This window comes from Nitrospiraceae bacterium (assembly GCA_019637075.1).
GTDB lineage: Bacteria > Nitrospirota > Nitrospiria > Nitrospirales > Nitrospiraceae > JAHBWI01.
Map to the genome: position 1 here is coordinate 196,402 of JAHBWI010000005.1, position 17,392 is coordinate 213,793.

At 60.4% G+C, this 17,392-nt stretch carries 14 protein-coding genes; all 14 read right to left on the reverse strand.

The annotated features are described in order from the left end of the window. Positions 1-36: 36 nt before the first annotated feature. On the reverse strand, positions 37-1,587 hold the full coding sequence (locus KF814_14645; protein MBX3237384.1) for a DegQ family serine endoprotease: 1,551 nt from the start codon (positions 1,585-1,587) through the stop codon (positions 37-39). 29 nt (positions 1,588-1,616) lie between these two features. Further along, on the reverse strand, positions 1,617-2,540 hold the full coding sequence (locus tag KF814_14650) for a class I fructose-bisphosphate aldolase (protein MBX3237385.1): 924 nt from the start codon (positions 2,538-2,540) through the stop codon (positions 1,617-1,619). A gap of 36 nt (positions 2,541-2,576) precedes the next feature. Further along, positions 2,577-3,581 carry a class 1 fructose-bisphosphatase gene (gene fbp, locus KF814_14655; protein ID MBX3237386.1) on the reverse strand — a complete coding sequence of 335 codons (1,005 nt, stop codon included), beginning with the start codon at positions 3,579-3,581 and terminating at the stop codon, positions 2,577-2,579. A 113-nt stretch (positions 3,582-3,694) separates the two neighbouring features. Next, a complete protein-coding gene (locus KF814_14660; GenBank protein ID MBX3237387.1) occupies positions 3,695-4,525 on the reverse strand; it encodes a DUF3108 domain-containing protein in 831 nt (276 codons plus the stop codon). Then, positions 4,509-5,909, reverse strand: coding sequence for a phosphomannomutase/phosphoglucomutase (locus KF814_14665; protein ID MBX3237388.1), 1,401 nt, complete (start codon positions 5,907-5,909; stop codon positions 4,509-4,511). Before KF814_14665 ends, KF814_14660 begins: the two co-directional genes overlap by 17 nt. Before the next feature lie 91 nt (positions 5,910-6,000). Continuing rightward, positions 6,001-7,449 (reverse strand): mannose-1-phosphate guanylyltransferase/mannose-6-phosphate isomerase, encoded by a 1,449-nt coding sequence (locus KF814_14670; GenBank protein ID MBX3237389.1) that lies wholly within the window; start codon positions 7,447-7,449, stop codon positions 6,001-6,003. 40 nt (positions 7,450-7,489) lie between these two features. Beyond that, positions 7,490-7,951: an HAD-IIIA family hydrolase gene (locus KF814_14675; GenBank protein ID MBX3237390.1), complete on the reverse strand. Its 462-nt coding sequence runs from the start codon at positions 7,949-7,951 to the stop codon at positions 7,490-7,492. A gap of 150 nt (positions 7,952-8,101) precedes the next feature. Then, on the reverse strand, positions 8,102-9,496 hold the full coding sequence (locus KF814_14680) for an undecaprenyl-phosphate glucose phosphotransferase (protein ID MBX3237391.1): 1,395 nt from the start codon (positions 9,494-9,496) through the stop codon (positions 8,102-8,104). A 117-nt stretch (positions 9,497-9,613) separates the two neighbouring features. Continuing rightward, a complete protein-coding gene (locus KF814_14685) occupies positions 9,614-10,648 on the reverse strand; it encodes a glycosyltransferase (GenBank protein MBX3237392.1) in 1,035 nt (344 codons plus the stop codon). Between the two features lie 14 nt (positions 10,649-10,662). Then, positions 10,663-13,053: a hypothetical protein gene (locus tag KF814_14690; GenBank protein MBX3237393.1), complete on the reverse strand. Its 2,391-nt coding sequence runs from the start codon at positions 13,051-13,053 to the stop codon at positions 10,663-10,665. A 149-nt stretch (positions 13,054-13,202) separates the two neighbouring features. Next, complete coding sequence (locus KF814_14695) at positions 13,203-14,921, reverse strand: hypothetical protein (protein ID MBX3237394.1); 1,719 nt, start codon at positions 14,919-14,921, stop codon at positions 13,203-13,205. Next, positions 14,918-15,751 (reverse strand): SDR family oxidoreductase, encoded by an 834-nt coding sequence (locus KF814_14700; GenBank protein ID MBX3237395.1) that lies wholly within the window; start codon positions 15,749-15,751, stop codon positions 14,918-14,920. The genes KF814_14695 and KF814_14700 overlap by 4 nt, the downstream gene beginning before the upstream one ends. Positions 15,752-15,756: 5 nt before the next feature. After that, on the reverse strand, positions 15,757-16,533 hold the full coding sequence (locus KF814_14705) for an SDR family oxidoreductase (protein MBX3237396.1): 777 nt from the start codon (positions 16,531-16,533) through the stop codon (positions 15,757-15,759). Between the two features lie 13 nt (positions 16,534-16,546). Beyond that, entirely contained in the window at positions 16,547-17,377 is an 831-nt protein-coding gene (locus tag KF814_14710; GenBank protein MBX3237397.1) for a sugar phosphate isomerase/epimerase, read from the reverse strand. Between the last annotated feature and the right edge of the window lie 15 nt (positions 17,378-17,392).

Genomic DNA, 17,392 nt, shown 5'->3' on the forward strand with positions numbered 1-17,392 from the left:
CTCTGTGATCGACCCTGGGCGGAAGGCCCGAAGCGATCACGGCCGCAACGTGAGGTAGATCGTTCTCCCCTGACGCCTCAACAGAAGCAGAACGGATTGATCTTTTGGCAAGCTCGAAGCCAGGCGTTCGTAAGACTTGAGTGACGTCACTGCCTTGCGATTCACTTCCAACACCACATCCCCTTCCTTCACGCCCGCCTCCTCCGCCGGGCTTCCGGATTTCACTCGGACGACCACGACTCCGCGTTCGCTGGATTTCAAACCAAACCGCTGCGCCAACTCGTCATTCAGCTCGCGGACGTCGAGATCCGACAACAACCCGGCAGGGGCCAGCGATTCGCCGCCTTCATCCGATCCGGCCTGTGCGAGGTTCTTGGGCTGCTCGGCGATTACGAGTTCGATGCTCTTGGACTTCTTCTCGCGAATCATCTTGATCGCGACGCGTTTCCCCACCGGCGTCTGCGCCACTGAGTTGCGCAGATGGGCGGGAGAATCCATGGCCTTCCCGTCGAATTCGAGGATAACGTCTCCCCGCTCCAGGCCCGCCTTCTTGGCGGGGCTGTCGTCCATGACATCGCTGACGAGAACCCCCTTCGTATCCTTCGGCACGCCGAATTGAGAGGACAGCTCCGGCGTCAACTCCTGAATCGACACGCCGAGCCAGCCGCGCACGACTTTGCCGTGCTGCACCAACTGGTCCATGATCGAATGGGCCATGTTACTCGGCACGGCGAATCCAATGCCCATATTGCCGCCGCTCTGACTGTAGATGGCCGTATTGATCCCGACGAGTTCCCCACGAACGTTCACCAGCGCCCCACCCGAGTTGCCGGGGTTGATTGCGGCGTCGGTTTGAATGAAATCCTCGTACTCGGCGATGCCGGCCGCGCGGCCGAGCGCACTGACGATCCCGAGCGTCACGGTTTGGGTCAGCCCGAAGGGGTTCCCAACGGCCAACACGAATTCTCCCACTTCCAACTTATCGGAATCAGCCCAAGGAACCGTGGGCAGTTCGGTCGCCTCGATCTTCAGGAGAGCCACGTCGGTTTTGGCGTCCGTTCCCACCAGTTTAGCTTTGAATTCGCGTTTGTCGGACAGGAAGACCTTGATTTCATCGGCTTTATTCACCACGTGATTGTTCGTGATGATCAGGCCGTTCGGATCCACGATGACGCCCGAACCCAGTCCCCGCTCCTTCCGCTCCTTCGGAGCCTCGAAGCGCTTCATCCATTCTTCCCCGAAAAATCGCCGGAAGAAAGGATCGTCGAAGGGCATGCTTTGCGAACCTTCGCCACGCCCCGTTCTGGTCGCAAAGATATTCACGACGGCCGGCTTGACGGACTTCGCCACCTCGACGAAGCTCTGCGTCCCGGCCCCGCCCAATGTCGGTTGCACCGCGCTCGCCACCGGTCTAGCCGTCGGCGCCGGTGCCGGCTGCGGCTCAGGCACCGCATGACCGGTCGGCAGCCATCCAAGGTCGGACGCCACCAACACCCCGATCAGAACCCCGACGATCAGGAGAAGTGCCGGAAAAACCCAGGAACCGCCGCGCCTGGGTCGCTCCTGAACATCGCGAAAATCTTCCATGACGTATTCCGAGAAGCCCCAATCCCGGTCTATGGTGTTTGCCCGGCGTAGATACTCATGATCGTGCCAAGGAACTTCACCGCCTCAGCTTTGGGGCGTTGGAACGAATTGCGGCCGATGATCGACCCGAACCCGCCTCCGTCACGGATCGCCCGGACTTCCTCAAACACGGTCTTCTCATCGCTCTTGGCGCCACCCGAGAAAATCACGATACGGCGACCGTCGAAGGAGCTCTGTACCACGTGTTTCACACGCTCGGCCAGGGTCTTGATCGGCACCTGCTCGGTCTCATACACCTTCTTGGCCGCGGCCTGCTCCAAATGCGCGGTCGGCAGTTTGACCTTGATGATGTGCGCGCCCAACTGAGCCGCGATCTGCGATGCATAGGCCACGACGTCCATGGCGGTCTCGCCTTCCTTGCTCAACGCCGATCCCCGCGGATACGACCACACGACCACTGCCAGACCAGAAGCCTTGGCTTCTTCGCTGATCGCTCGCAGCTGCTCGTACATAGCGTTGCAATGCGACGAGCCGGGATAGATCGTGAAGCCCACGGCGGAACAGCCCAAACGCAGGGCATCGCGAACGCTGCCGGTCACGGAAGGCAATGGATCCTTCTCGTCGTGCAAGACATCGTGATTGTTCAATTTCAGGATCAGGGGAATCTGCCCCGCAAAATGGCTGGCCCCCGCCTCGAGAAACCCCAGCGGGGCTGCGTAAGCGTTGCATCCGGCGTCGATCGCGAGTTGGAAGTGATAGTGCGGGTTGTATCCAGCCGCATTCGGCGCAAAGCTCCTGGCCGGCCCGTGCTCAAACCCTTGATCGACCGGCAGGATGACCAGTTTTCCAGTCCCTGCCAGCTTTCCGGAATTCAACAGGCGCGCGATGTTCATCTTCGTGCCCGCGTTGTCGCTCTCGTACCAGCTCAAAATCTCCTGGACCCGATTGCCCATGTTCTACCTCCCAACAATCCTCAATCAGATGACTCGCTACACCCGTCCCTGAATGAACGCTTCCGCCTGATCCACATCGTCCGAGCTGCCGATGACCAGCGGGACCCGCTGGTGCAGCGCCTTCGGCTCAACTTCGAGAATACGCATCGTTCCGGTCGTCGCCTTCCCACCGGCCTGCTCCACCACCAACGCAAGGGGGTTGCCTTCATAGAGCAACCGCAGTTTGCCCTCCGGCTTGTCCGACTCTCCGGGATAGAGGTAGATGCCCCCTCCCAATAAAATACGGTGGACATCCGCCACCAGGCAGCCGCAATACCGGCCACTGTAAGGCCTGCCGGTCGCCTTGTCCTTCTCCTTCACATGGTCCACGTACTTCTGGGTTCCTGCCGGCCATCGATGGTAATTGCCCTCGTTCGCCGCGTAGACCTTGCCTCGTTTGGGAATGCGAATGTTCTCGTGAGACAACAGATACTCGCCGATCGACGGCTCCAGGGTAAAACCATGCACCCCCTGCCCGACGGTGAAGACCAGCATGGTGCTGGAACCATACAGAAGATAGCCGGCCGCTACCTGCTCGACGCCCCGCCGGAGCAGATCGTCGTCGCCCGGTACCCTCGGCCCACCCTTGTGTCGCAATACGGAAAAGATCGCGCCCAGCGGCATATTCACGTCTGTGTTGGAGGAGCCGTCGAGCGGATCGAACAGGAGCATGTACTTGGCGCGGGCCCCTTGCTGCGGCATGTGGATCGGCTTTTCCATTTCTTCGGACGCCAACGCACACACCAAGCCGCTATGTTCGAAGACTCGGACGAATGTGTCGTTGGCGATCTCGTCCAGCTTCTTGACCACCTCTCCCTGCACGTTGGTTTCGCCGGTCGTTCCCAAAATATTGATCAAACCGGCCCGACGGAGATCATGAGCGATCATTTTGCCCACGAGACCGATCTGAGTCAGGAGGACGGAAAACTCGCCGGTGGCTTCAGGGTAGGCGGCCTGCTGTTCGATGATAAAACGGCTGAGCGTAATGGGAAACTTTGCCATAGCGTCGATGTCCTTCAGACAGAAAATTCCGACAGCCCGAGAGCATCACTCAGCAACGGGCGTTCTGTCGGCAAACTTGGCGCAATTATAGCGGTTTTGGGACGTGTGAGCAATCAAGGAGAGGGGGAAATCGGTGTACCGTATCCCTCGGTCAGCTCCGCAACGATCGACCCGATGACGACCTTCGCCTTCATCCGCACGGGAACCCGCCGATCGTCCGTCGTGAACCAGACCCGGAGGTTCCCCTCGTTGAGGAAAATGCCCTGAAAAGGCATGATGACCAGCACCCTTGCGGTCTCCTTCTTTCCCCAAGACCCCTCAAGGGTTTCCAACGCTTCGACCCGCACTTCTAACTTATAGTTCTTCTTGTCGTGGTGTACATTCAGCGCCAGCGAGGCTCCAGGCGAGAGCGGCAGGCTCTTTCGAACGTAGTACAGACAGGAAATCGCGTCCTGGGCATCGGCCGGAATCTGCAACTCGTCGCTCTTTCCGTCCTTGACGGCCGTCACGAGCCCATCCCGGTGCCGAAAGGTGTACTCGAAATCGTTCTTCCGCTTGCCTTCCTGCCGATGAAAGGTCATGCGCAGCGGGAGAAAGGACGCGAGATCGACGGTGGAGGCCACCCGATTGTCGACCGGATAGAACTTCGTCACGACGGGGCTCGACTGCGCCACCGTCTCGAACCGCACCCGAGCCGGCTCATCAGCCGAGGGGTCCGCCTCCACGGACATCGTCGCCACCCCCGCCCGCATTGCGAGCCAGGTGATGTCGTAGGAAAGACGTTCACCGGTCGCAAACGGTACAGAAGTGACGCGCGGAGACGTCTCCGCGCGGGCTGGTACCGGCTGAAGGACAAACGCGAAGAGGATGACGAGCAGCCAGGAAACAGCGGCCCGCACGAGCCCCGAGGGCAGCGGATCGCGGCGCTTAGCCGGAAATGGCACGCAGTGCCTGGGCGAGTTCGGTTTCAATCGTGGCGCGAATGACATCCAGCCGTGCCTGTGATGGAGCTTCGAATCGGAGCACCAGGGCAGGCTGCGTGTTGGAGGCGCGGATCAGACCCCATCCGTCGTCGAACACGGCGCGAACCCCGTCGATGGTCACCAAGTCCCGCAACCGGAGGTTCGTGGCACCGATCGGCCGCCCCTCGTTGAAGCAGGCAGCCAACTGCCCTCGCACCCGGTCGACCACCTGAAACTTCACCGTATCGGAACAGTCGACGCGAATCTCCGGCGTCACGGTCGTCTCCGGCAGGTCGGACACCAGATCGGACAACGGCCGTTTGGTCTTGGCCAAAATTTCAATGAGGCGGCAAGAAGCGTAGACCGCATCGTCGTACCCGAAATACCGGTCGGCGAAGAACATGTGGCCCGACATCTCTCCGGCCAACACGGCCGACTCTTCCTTCATCTTGGCCTTCATGAGGGAATGACCGGTCTTCCACATGATCGGGCGCCCGCCGCGCTTCGCAATATCGTCATAGAGGCACTGTGAAGCCTTGACCTCGGAGATGAACGTCGTGCCGGGCTGCCGCTCCAGGATGTCACGCGCATACACGACCATCAATCGATCGCCCCAAAGGATCTGCCCGCGCTCGTCGACGGCGCCGATACGATCGGCGTCGCCGTCATACCCGATCCCGACATCGGCCTTGTGCTCACGGACGGCCCGCATCAGATCCTCGAGGTTTTCCACGACCGTCGGGTCGGGATGATGGTTCGGGAACCGCCCGTCCAATTCGCAATAGAGGCCGGTCACCCGGCAGCCCAACAATTCCAATGCCTGCTTGGCCACCAGCGACGCCGCCCCATTGCCGCAATCGATCACCACGTGCAGATGGTCGGCGCGCACCCCGGCGAAGTTCTGCGCAAGATGTTGGAGGTAGTCGGGAATAATGGCGTGGGAGGACAATTGCCCCTGGCCCTCGACGAATCGGCCCGATTCCATAATGCGCCGCAACCGCTGAATTTCCTCCCCGTGAATCGCCTCTCGGCCGATGCAGATCTTGAAGCCGTTATACTGGGCGGCATTGTGACTGCCTGTAATCATGATCCCACCCTGTACCGGCAGGTGAAACAAGGAGAAGTACAGCAAGGGCGAGGCACATTGGCCCAGGTCGATGGCATTCAAGCCGCCGGCCAGCAACCCGCTGACCAGGGCGTCCCGGAGGGCCGGAGAGCTCAACCGTCCATCCCGTCCGATGCTGACCGTCGACACTCCGCGCTCGCTGGCCATGGTCGCGTAAGCCCGGCCGACCAGCTGCGCGATCTCTTCCGTCAGTTCTTTGCCGACGATACCGCGAAGATCATACTCGCGAAACAAGCCCATGCATGACTCCAATCAAGAAATTCGATGTCGTGATTGCGTGGCGAGGCGAAGGCTCGGCCGAATCACCGACAGGATCACGGGATCACGACATTCACTTCTGCGTTCGTCCGTAATCGTCCTGGAAACGCACGATGTCATCCTCGCCGAGGTACGGCCCGTTCTGTACCTCGATGATGTGGAGCGTGTCCTTGCCCGGATTTTCCAAACGATGCGGCGTTCGCACCGGAATCGCCGTACTCTGCCCGACGCTGAGGTCGAAAACCTCCTCGCCCCTGGTCACGCGGGCGAGCCCGGAGATGACCACCCAATGCTCGCTGCGCTTGTGATGCATCTGCAGGGACAACCGTCCCCCCGGCTTCACCGTCACGCGCTTGACTTTGTACCCGGCCGATTCCTCCAGCACCGTGTACGACCCCCAGGGCCGATGCACGGTCAGATGCTCGAGATGCTCCGGTGCTCCCTGCTGTTTGAGAATCTCGACTACTTTCTTCACGTCCTGCGAACGGGACTTCGGACAAACCAGCGTCGCATCCGGCGTGTCTACGACCACCATGTCGGTCAATCCGATCGTGGCAACGACCCGGCGATCGGCATACAACACGGAATTGGCGCTGCCCACGTCGATGACGCGGCCGCTCACGACGTTTCCCGCTTTGTCGCGCGGGGCGACTTCCTCGAGGCTGCTCCAATTGCCGACGTCGGACCATGAAAATGTGACCGGAATCATCACCGCCCGATCCGAACGTTCCATCACCCCGTTGTCGATCGACACCGAAGGTACCTTGGCATACGCCGCCTCGATGGCCTTCGGCGACGCACTCGAAGCCCGCAGATGGTTGACCTGCACCATGGCCTTCGCGACTTCCGGTTGATGGCGAGCGATCTCTCCCAAAATCGTGGCGGCTTTCCAGACGAACATGCCGCTGTTCCAGAAATAGTTGCCGCTCTTGAGATATTGCGCAGCCTTGGCGGCATTGGGCTTTTCGACGAATCGCGCGACCGGATGCCCCACCAGCTTTCCGCGCTTCGCCAGCGCGGATCGGCGATTCGGCTGAATATAGCCGTAACCGGTTTCGGGGCGGATCGGCTTGATCCCGAACGTCACCAAGTAATCCTGCTTTGCAAGCCGTGCCGCAAGCTCCACCGCCGCGATAAAGGCCTTCTCGCCCCGCACCACATGGTCAGCGGGCAGCACCACCATGACGGCCTCGGGATCCCGCCGCACGAGCTCAGCGGCTGCCAGCGCAATGGCCGGCGCCGTGTTGCGTCCAAGCGGCTCAACGACATAATTGTCCTTGAGCTGGTCCTTCCAATGGCTCAATTGCACACGGATCGAATCCGCCTGGCCCGGGTTGGTGGAGATCAATACCCGGTCGGCAGACGCGCAGGCCAGCACCCGCCGCATGGTCTGCTGGATCAATGTTTCGTTACCGATGATGCGGAGCAACTGCTTCGGATACAAATGCCGGCTCAGGGGCCAGAAACGCGTACCGCTGCCCCCTGCCAAAATCACCGGATAGAGATGTGATGCGCCCCGCATACGCTCCTTCGCTGTCGATTCCCGACTGTGACCGTCTTCCTCAGCCGTCCTGCTGGGCGTCCAGAATGAGATCGGCCAGTTCCCGTACGGCGCCTTCGCCGCCATTCTTGCGGCAGATATACCGGACGACGCTATGCACGACAGGCATGCCGTCGGCCGGTGAGGCCGACAATCCCACGGCCTTCAACGCCGGGAGATCGTTGACGTCATCGCCGATGTAGGCCACTTGTTCCAATGTAATGCCGTGTCTCGCGACCAAGTCGTGCAAGACGGAGAGCTTGTCGTACGCCCCTTGATGGACTTCGGGGATGGTGAGCTTCTGCGCCCGCCTCATCACCATCTTTGTCGACTCCTGGGTGATGATGGCCGTGATGATGCCGGCCTTCTGCAGAAGTTTGATCCCCATGCCGTCCCGAGTGTGGAATTTTTTGAACTCGTCGCCCGATTCCGAGTAGTACATGCCCGCGTCGGTCAAGACTCCATCGACGTCCGTGGCGAACAATCGGATCCCTCGGAGAATCCGCTGCAAGGCAGGCCGAGAAGGAGCGGCGTGGGTTGTGCGGCGACGTGTGCTGGGCATGAACCGGTTGTGAATTTCCGGCGATGTTAGCAATCCTGCGGGGGAAACTCAAGAACGGATGGTGCGGACGCCTCAGTAGGCATGCCGATGAACGAATCCTTTCCAGATCGTGAGCAGCATGATTCTAATATCAAACCAGATCGACCAGTGCTCGATGTAGTACAGGTCATGCTCAATCCGCTTTTCCAAGGACGTGTTGCCACGCCACCCATTCACCTGTGCCCACCCCGTAATCCCGGCCTTCATCTTGTGCTTGAGCATGTAGAGGGGAATCTGCTTACGAACCTCTTCAACGACCCAGGATCGCTCTGGCCTGGGGCCCACGATGCTCATATCTCCCATCAGCACGTTCCAGAACTGAGGCAGTTCATCGATGCTCGTACGACGCAACAGACGCCCCAGGGGCGTCACACGGGGATCGTCTTGGGGAGTCAACAAGACTGTATCGCCGGGGTGATCAACCCTCATCGTTCTGAACTTGAGCATCATGAACGGTCTTCCATCCAGCCCCATTCGCTCTTGCCGGTAAAAAATCGGGCCCGACGAGGACGCTTTAACGAGAGCCGCGACCACTAACAGCAAAGGCCCCGTCAGCAACAGGGCCAGGCTTGCGCCCACGATGTCCGCTGCCCGTTTCAGGACGATATTCCAGCCATGCAACGGCGTGCCCTGAAGTGTGATCACGGGAAGCCCATCGAACATCTCAGCTTCGGCTCGCAAGGTGATGAACTCGTAGATCGAAGGGGTGACCTTCACTTCAAGAGTCGTCGTGGCAAGGAACTGGAGCAGTTTTTCAGTGGATGCCTCGGCACTCGGCGGAACACAGATAAAGACGATGTCGAGGCCTGGGGCGTATTTCTCCAGGTCTTCATAGAGCCCCACCACCTCCACTCCCTCGAACCGGCGACCAAGTTTGCCGGGGTGCCGCGTCAAGTATCCATGAACCTTGATGCCAAATTCCGTGTGCAACGACAAAGAGTGAGCCACCCGCTGTCCCAATTTGCCCGCTCCGACGATCATGCAATGTCGCAGATTGTGGCCCCTGCGACGGATGAGACGAAGTCCCTCCCGGAAGGCCATCCGCGAGAACCCTAGCGCCACGACATTCAAAATCCAGAAATAGACGAACACGAGACGGGAATACTCGAATTGCCGCACGAAAAAGGTCAGTGCGACGAGGATCAACACCGACAAGGTATTCGCCTTGGCGATGTCGAAAAACTCTGCGGCGTGGGTACCCATGCGGCGGGGCCGATAGAGATTGAACGCACGGAACGAGACTCCCCAGACGAGCACGATGGGGATCAGCAAAGCCAGGTAGAGATCAAGCGGCGGGATTCCCATGTCGATCGGCGCAAGCCCTTCGAGGAAACGCACATAGTAGGCTAACATCCAACAACAGCAGATCACCGTCAGGTCGAAGATGAAGAGCAGACTTTGAAGAAATTGGGAGTGACGCTTCAACATAGGTTGCTATTTGACCATTCGAGCGAGATGTTTCCCTTTCCACCGCCGGGTACGCTGATACATCTTAGCTGGAGGCACTCTGCGCCGCAAATCGCCTCTGCCGTTCGTACCCCAGTATCAGGCTTGTGTCGGAGCATTGTTCTTGGACATGACCGTCGAGCTCAGTGCCGCCATCGCTCCTGCGCAGGCCTGAACGACCGCTTTCGCGATCAGGTAGGCGGGGCTGGCAAGCGTGGCCACCGGATCCTTCGCTGCGGACCGTGCCATGAAAGGCAATAGTGTGGCCATCAACATGGTCCACAGTGCAATTGGGATCCACAGCAGGGTGCCGGCCAGGACTGGAATCCCCAAGCTCGCGATTGCCAGAGGCGCCAGGAGAACTTGAAGTCGCTGGCTGTGAGGTGTGTAGGAGTTCCGAATCGCCTTTTCCGGAAACCGGCGCACGACCAACATTCCCCAATAGGCGTACCGAAATTTTCGTTTGAGATAATCCGCCACGCCGGCCGGATGCCGGTGGAACACGTAGGCCGAAGGGTTGAAGACCAGCAGGTGGCCTTTGGCGGCGACACGAAAAGACAGGTCGATGTCTTCCGTGGAAGGAACGGGAAACGCCGTATCGAATCCCCCGAACTCGAGAAAGACGGCACGGCGGTACCCGGCCGAATAGGTATCGATGAAATCGATCGCGGATTGGGCAGCGAGCTTTCGATATTTGTATTCAAATTCGAGTTGGATCACTCGGGCGGTCAGTTCGCGTTGTTTCGTTCGATAGACCCCTTTGACGCCCATCACCAGAGGATCCCCAAAACTGCGAAGCATCTCGCGCAACCATCCCTCACCCGGCACGCAATCGGCATCCGTGAACAGGATGATGTCGCCCGTCGCTTCCCGTGCGCCGCGGTTGCGCGCGGCGGCCGGTCCGGCATTCACCTCCTGTCGGATGGCTCGCACCAGGGGATAGCGGGCCACGACGGTCGGCGTCGAATCACGCGATGCGTCATCCACGACCAGGATTTCGCACGCGGGCCCCTGTTCGCTTTGCCGCAGCAGACTTTCGAGACATTCCCCGATCGTGTCCGCGCCGTTATAGACCGGCACGATCACGGTCACCCGCGGTGCGGTTGGATCGCTGCTGCCACGTTCATTCGCCATGCCGTCCTCGCCGCCTATCGAAATGTGTACGCCGCCAGGTCATTCCCTTCGGAGTCCGCCGGCAGGAGAATATTCTGCACTCCCCCATCGAGTTCCCAATCCTCACCGGCGTCGAAGTCCGGGAAATAGCCGTCCCGCCCCTGAATCCAGGAAAGAGTCCTGCGCCGATTCAGGACGACGACGACGTCATCATGGATGGCCTGATGATCCAGGAAAGGCTCACCTCGGCGCTCACGCGCGTAACGGGCTTCCGGCCACGCGCCGGGGAACTGCCGGAGAAACTCCTCGGTCTGCACGACAAACTGCGACGGCCCGTCGCAGTTCAGCCTGAGCGAAGGACGATACAGACAGGACAAGACCGTCCGTAATCGATCCCGATACCACGGCTCCATCACTCCCAGATTCGAGAATGTGACCAGTCCGTTCAAGCCCGTCAGCGCCTGCATGATACTCAGAGTATACGGATCCGACAAGAGAAGTGTGCGCCCGGTGCGGGCGTTGAGGCGCTGCGCAAGAGACACCTCTTCGGCCGTATAATGAGAGATGGGGCGCCCTTCGGGATAAGTTCCTCCGTAGGCGTATTGGAACCCATAAGTCACGATGGCGGTCTTATCCGTCAACACCGCCAGCAACAGCGAACCGATCAGTAGCCTCACGGTGTGGGCCCGCGATCGAGTCACCATGGCTGCCACCCACGCCGCAAACGTTCCTCCGAAGGCGATCAGGAGAAACGGCGACAGCCGACGCAGGTATGGGCTCCGGCCATGCCCTGCAAAGTCCGGCACGCCGTACACCAAGGTCATGATGATGAAGAACCCACCGACCAGCGCGCCGGTAGCCATATAAACCCCTCTTCTTCCCCCTCCTCGAAGAAACGCCTGCAATTCCGACTCGGCGAGTACTCCCACAATCAGGCAAACCATGAGGACGCCGAAATACAGGACGCGATGGAAATAGGGGAAACCGCTCAAGCTCGGAAACAGAATGAGCATCAGGATCAGCCAGGCGAATAACAGGATCGGCTGAAACGCCGAATCCTGCACCGAGGTTGGTACGGCTCCTGATTTCAGCCGAGCCACCATCGGAACCCGCCGAACTGCGGCGGCGCCGAGAAGCACCGTCCCCACAAGGTGCACGATCGGGGGCGCCAACCGCACCCATTCGATCGCGGCGTTGCGGCTACCCTCCGCACCGGTAATGGATTTTCCCAAAAGCCATTCGGCAATTCCCAGGAAACGCGCCGACGGTTTCTGCCCCGCGAAAAGTTCCGGCAGCAGCGACAAAAGCAGAGCCGTCAACAACACCGTCAAAATCCCCGCCGCCGCAACCCAGATGCGCCCCCCCCGCAGTTCCTGTCCCGATTGCGTCCCGACGAGACGCAGATACAGGAGGGCAACGCCCAAAGACGTCGTCAAGTACAACAACGACATCGCCGGGTGGAGCGTGACTCCGACCACCGCAAGCAGAGCGAGAACGGTCACGGAAGGGTCAGGCACCCCACGCCGGAGCAACCAAGCGACGAGGACATACAACGGCAGTACGGCATACCCGAAATTCCAGACGGCCGTCGCGCGGTACAGCAAGGCACAGCCGGCAAGCACCCCCAACAAGCGGAGTTCGAACCGAACTCCCCCTCCGGTCCGCCGGCCGTCCATAATCACCAATGACATGAACAACAAACAGAGCGAGAACAGCAGATCGCCGTTCGTCGGTGAGAACAAATTCTGGAGTGCGATCATCGACAAGCCCAACGCGATCATCCGGCTGTAGACACCGGGAGCCACCGTCCGCCAAAAGCAGTACAGCGCAGCGATCCGGATTGCCGCATTCAACGGAGGCAGCAGCCATTGTGAGATGAGGAGATCGAACCCATACCAGCCGTGCAGCATGCCGAGCTGCACCTGCAACATGGGAATATAGGAGTCTGCCGTGTAGGGGTTGAGGATGTGGAAGCGAGCCAGTTCGACCGCCCCCTTCATGAAATGGGTTTCCTGGAAGATGTCCCTGAGAGGGAATTGTGTAAACTTGAGATAGTAGAAGGAGTACAGCACCAGGACCAGTGACAGGAGGCCTCCGACGAGCCACCATTCTTGCGGCGACCGAGGCCGAAACGACATTGACTCACGCCAGCGAATCCACCCCCACCAGGACAGGAACAGGTCCAGCGGGAACATGATGCCGTACAGAGTCTGAAGCCAACCGCTCCGCTCGAACACCTGATACACCAGCGTTCTCGCCACGACTCCAAACAAAAATGCGGACAGGTATAGATACGGCAGGGAGAATTCCGGCATGCGCCATCGGTGCCCACAGACGGAGAGGTAGGCCAAGCCCCATCCGACCGGAACCAGCAGGAACAGCGGTGCCACAGCCACGTCGGTGACCGGATGCGCCGCGGGCAGCAAACAGAAGAATGCTGCTCCCCCCAAGTACCAGAGCACTATGTGCCGGATGGTCAACATCAATGGATGTGAGCGGAGCAGGCGTTGCGGCGCGCTTCGGGAACGGAGGAACAGACGGTGTCCCTCCCGGCATCCCGCTGCCGATGCACCGGTCACACATTCGTGGCCGGCGCGACCGTGCCTCCCGGCTTCTCGAACGAGGTGCCGTGCAGAATGCCCTCACAGATGAGGTCAAGAATCGGACTGGCGCCGGGCTTGAGTTCTCCCAATGAGGAATAAGCCACAATGGGTCTGGCTTCGGCCGGCTCCGTCAACACGGTCATCGGGTACATGCGGCGGAGAAAAAAGACATACGCATATTGCAGGGCCGATTCTCGATTGCGCTCGCGTCGTCCGGCATGGACTCCCTCCATCGCCTCCGTAATGTACCGCCGGAACTCCGCGCGATCGGTCGGGTCCAAGGTAAAACCACGACGACTGTAATGCGCGTCGCCTGCGACCACCACGGGGACACCGGCAGCGGCCATTTCGAGGCCGACGGTTGAGGCGTAGACACAGCCGACGGTGGCCATTCGCATCAGGACATAGGAGTCGATCGGCTCCTCCGGCAAAATGATCCTGACATTGTCGGGAAGCCGGTCAAATGCTTCGCCGACCCAATCGGCGACCCGATCATGAGATTCTCGCCCGAGCACCTGCGTTTCGGCCGGATGAATCCTGATGACGAGGTCCCATTGCGGATGTGCCTGAAACAATCGGATGGTTTCGGTGATCCAATCGAACATGCCCGAAAACAGGGTATCGCGGTCTTGCATCGCCGTATCCCAGACGACATTGCTGAACAACACGGCCAGCGGCCGGTTCGGACTCAAGCGAAGTTGCGCGCGAATTTTGGCTTCGTCGGACTGTTTGGTCTCCCAGTATGTCTCCACCATCTGCTCTCCCCGTGCGCGGCGATCGAGGAGGCCCACGATCCGATGGCGTTCCGTCTCCGAAAGCGGTACCTCAGCCACCTGCTTCCAAGTGTCGGTGATATCGTAGCGCGGGGCGGATTGATCATGAGAAAGAAAGACGGTGCCGGCGTCACGGCCACGCTCGAAAAACACACAGCGTATTCCACGCCGCTGAGCGATAGCCCAGGTCACCCGTTCGGCCATGAACAGCCCATTCAGCATGACCAGGACGTTGGGCCGAAACGCGTCGAGCACGGATTCAATCGCGGTCGCCCAGCGGATGCCCCCGCGGATAAAATCACGGAGCACCGCTTCGCCGTCCGGATGGCGCCCGATCTCGTGGGAACGCAACCGCCACCTGGTCGGAGGAACCGCAAAGCGGCCCAGAGGCAGACCGTTCCATTCATACGCCTGCAGCGAGGCCGCCGGCAGGGCGGCCACCTCACGGTCGGCCGTTCCGGCAACCGCAGCATCTTCATGCGCGTGGAGATCGAACAACCGTACGCCGGCCGCCGCGGCTAATTCCGTCACATACTCCCGACAACGTGCGCAACGAGGCCACGTTTCCTTCTCCGCCCAGGTGACCTCGCACACCGGCATCGCCCCGCCGCAAGTGGCCACCGCACACTCAGCCCCGCGTTGTCCCAAGGCTTGCGCGATCCCGATCTGAAACGTTGCATGAGTTCGGAAGTTCCGCGGAGTCACGAGCAATATGCGGGTCCGTTCGGAGGAGGAAGCTGCCGCTCCCGGCGCCCCCGCGCGGGCCACACGGGACAAATCCTCCAGTTCGCGCCCCAAGATGCCTCGATACCCGAAGAGGGAAGCCAACCGATGCAGATATACCGCCGGTGCGCCCTGATAGAGCGCCTTGGTCAAGGGGTGCCCATAAACCCACTTCTTGAGGACAGCGGCGTTCACCAACAGCTGCGTCCCCCGTCCATGACCAGCACCGATCCCGTCATGTAGGAGGAGGCGTCCGACGCGAGAAACGCGATCGCTCCCTTGTATTCGTCCTTCCCGGCCATTCGTCCCAACGGGATCAGCGCCGACAACTTGGTCACAAACTCCTCCGGCTGGTTCGTCCGTACCCCTCCCGGCGCGAAAGCATTGACGCGGACGTTCCGGTCGGCCCAATAAGTCGCGAGGTAGCGCGTCAACCCGATCAGACCGTGCTTGATGACGGAATAGGTCACCGGCTTCACCGGTTGCTCGTGTTCAGGCAAACCCGATTTGCGGTACAGCCGTTGATCCGGCGCAATCAGGCCGAGATCGGAAGCGATGTTGATGATGACGCCGGAACCCCGCTGGGCCATCGACGCCCCAAAGACCTGGGCGCACAACATGGCTCCCGTCAGCCCGACTGACAGTTCCAAATTCCATTGGTCGACGCTGAAATGTTCGAAGCGACTGCCGGACACCGTCCCCGCCGCCTGCACTTTGGGGTCGATGGCCGCATTGTTGACGAGTACATCGACTTGTCCGAACCGATCGACGAGCGCCTTCATCGCCCAGTTGAGCGATGCAGGATCGGTGACGCTGGCTTGAATGCCCATAGCCGGCACGCTGTACTCCCGGGCCAGACGCTGGGCGATGGTCTCTGCCTCCGCCCCACGCACATCTATAAGCACGGGAATGCCCCCGGCTTCCGCGACGGCCTCCGCGTGCATCGTCCCCAGCAACCCGGCTCCCCCGGTAATCACGGCGACCCGTCCATCCAAACGCCACAGCGCACGACAATTCGGCTTCATATGTCCTACCACGCTTTCGACTGTCCGCCATCCACGAGCAGACAGGCACCGGTTATGAAGGACGCCCGAGGGGAACTTAGAAACGCGACGGCATCGGCGATTTCCTCAGGGCGGCCCAGCCGTTTCATCGCGACCTGCGCCTCCAGATACTGCGCGACCCCCTCCGGGTCTTCCTGCACTTTCCGGTCCCAGACACCGCTCGTGCAACGGATGTTGCCAGGCGCCACCGTATTGACTCGGATCCCGTCAGCCGCCAGTTCCTTCGCCAACATTTTGCTGAGCGCGAGCAAGCCCGACTTGGCGCTGGCGTAGGGAATGGGAGCCGGAAGGGATTCCACCCCGGCTAAGGACCCGATGAACGTCAGACTGCCCCCGCCTCGAGTCCGCAGCAACGGTACCGCATGGGTCGCAAACAGAGAGGCGGCGATGAGGTTGATCGACAGCGCCTCCATCCATTCGCGCTCAGATACATTCCACCCCTTGGTGCCGCGCCCGAGTCCGAGATTGGCGACCGCAATATCGAGACCGCCCCACCGAGTCTCGGCCTGCTGTAGGCATCGGGCAATCTCCTCCTCCCTCGTCAGATCCCCGCAAAAGGCGATCACCCCATCGGCACCCCACCGATTGGTCAGTTCGCTCAAGGCCTGCCGCACAGCCGCCTCGTCTCGTCCCGTCAGCACGACACGCGCGCCTTCCTGCAGGAAGGTTTCGGCAATCGCCCGCCCGATCCCTCGGCTGGAGCCGGTGATGCAGACGGTTTTTCCGGACAGTGCGAGATCCATTCGGGTGACGGCGCTACGTGAAGTGGACTGCGAGGTAAGATTGCACCAGGTTCCGGTAGCGAATCGCGACTCCCACATCATCGGGATCACGCGCGGTTTGAAGAATGAACGGCCCGCGATACCCGATCTTCGCCAGCGTGGAAAAGATCGCGGGAAAGTTGGCATTCCCCGTTCCCAGCGGAACGGTCGTTCCGTGGAGGACGCGGTCCTTGATGTGGATATTGCTGATCAGACCACCGAGCGTGCTCAGCTCGTGCACCGGCTCGAATCCCAATGCCGCGCTGTTCCCGGAATCGAAGTTGGCCAGCACGAGCGGATGCCGGAAACGCTCCAAAAACTCCCGAAATTCCTCCGGAGGGAGGGAGGTCTCAAACACGACTTCAATCCCCCTCTGTTCGGCGCGAGGCAGACATCTGCTCACTGCCGTCACAACCTGTCGCTTGTCCGCTTCGGTGCAAAGCGACGCATGATCCACGCAAGGGATTTCCACCCGTTTGGCGCCGACTTCGGCGGCGGCCTCGATCAACCGATCAAGAAGGTCGACACTGTGCTGTTGCTGATCAGCCGAAACGCCGTGGAAGGGGTGATCCATAAAGTGATCCGCGCAGATCGCCGAGACCGGCACCTGGGTCGTGGCAATTAGGTCTTTGAGCTCAGCCCGTCCTTGTGGCGAGTACAGCGGATTCTCCTGATACCGTTCGCTGTCGAAAATGAACTCGATCGACCGAAAGCCATTCGCGCGGGCCAGCGCAAACTCATCCCGCCATCGTTCCCAGGGAAACGCCTGAATGCGCCCGTTGATTTGCGGAACCAATCGTCCCTGCATGAATCCGATTTCGTGCATCGCCCTAATCCACCG

Coding starts and splice junctions, on each gene's coding strand:
- KF814_14645 (MBX3237384.1), bottom strand. CDS start 1,587: ATGGAAGATTTTCGCGATGTTCAGGAGCGACCCAGGCGCGGCGGTTCC.
- KF814_14650 (MBX3237385.1), bottom strand. CDS start 2,540: ATGGGCAATCGGGTCCAGGAGATTTTGAGCTGGTACGAGAGCGACAAC.
- fbp (MBX3237386.1), bottom strand. CDS start 3,581: ATGGCAAAGTTTCCCATTACGCTCAGCCGTTTTATCATCGAACAGCAG.
- KF814_14665 (MBX3237388.1), bottom strand. CDS start 5,909: ATGGGCTTGTTTCGCGAGTATGATCTTCGCGGTATCGTCGGCAAAGAA.
- KF814_14670 (MBX3237389.1), bottom strand. CDS start 7,449: ATGCGGGGCGCATCACATCTCTATCCGGTGATTTTGGCAGGGGGCAGC.
- KF814_14680 (MBX3237391.1), bottom strand. CDS start 9,496: ATGTTGAAGCGTCACTCCCAATTTCTTCAAAGTCTGCTCTTCATCTTC.
- KF814_14685 (MBX3237392.1), bottom strand. CDS start 10,648: ATGGCGAATGAACGTGGCAGCAGCGATCCAACCGCACCGCGGGTGACC.
- KF814_14700 (MBX3237395.1), bottom strand. CDS start 15,751: ATGAAGCCGAATTGTCGTGCGCTGTGGCGTTTGGATGGACGGGTCGCC.
- KF814_14705 (MBX3237396.1), bottom strand. CDS start 16,533: ATGGATCTCGCACTGTCCGGAAAAACCGTCTGCATCACCGGCTCCAGC.
- KF814_14710 (MBX3237397.1), bottom strand. CDS start 17,377: ATGCACGAAATCGGATTCATGCAGGGACGATTGGTTCCGCAAATCAAC.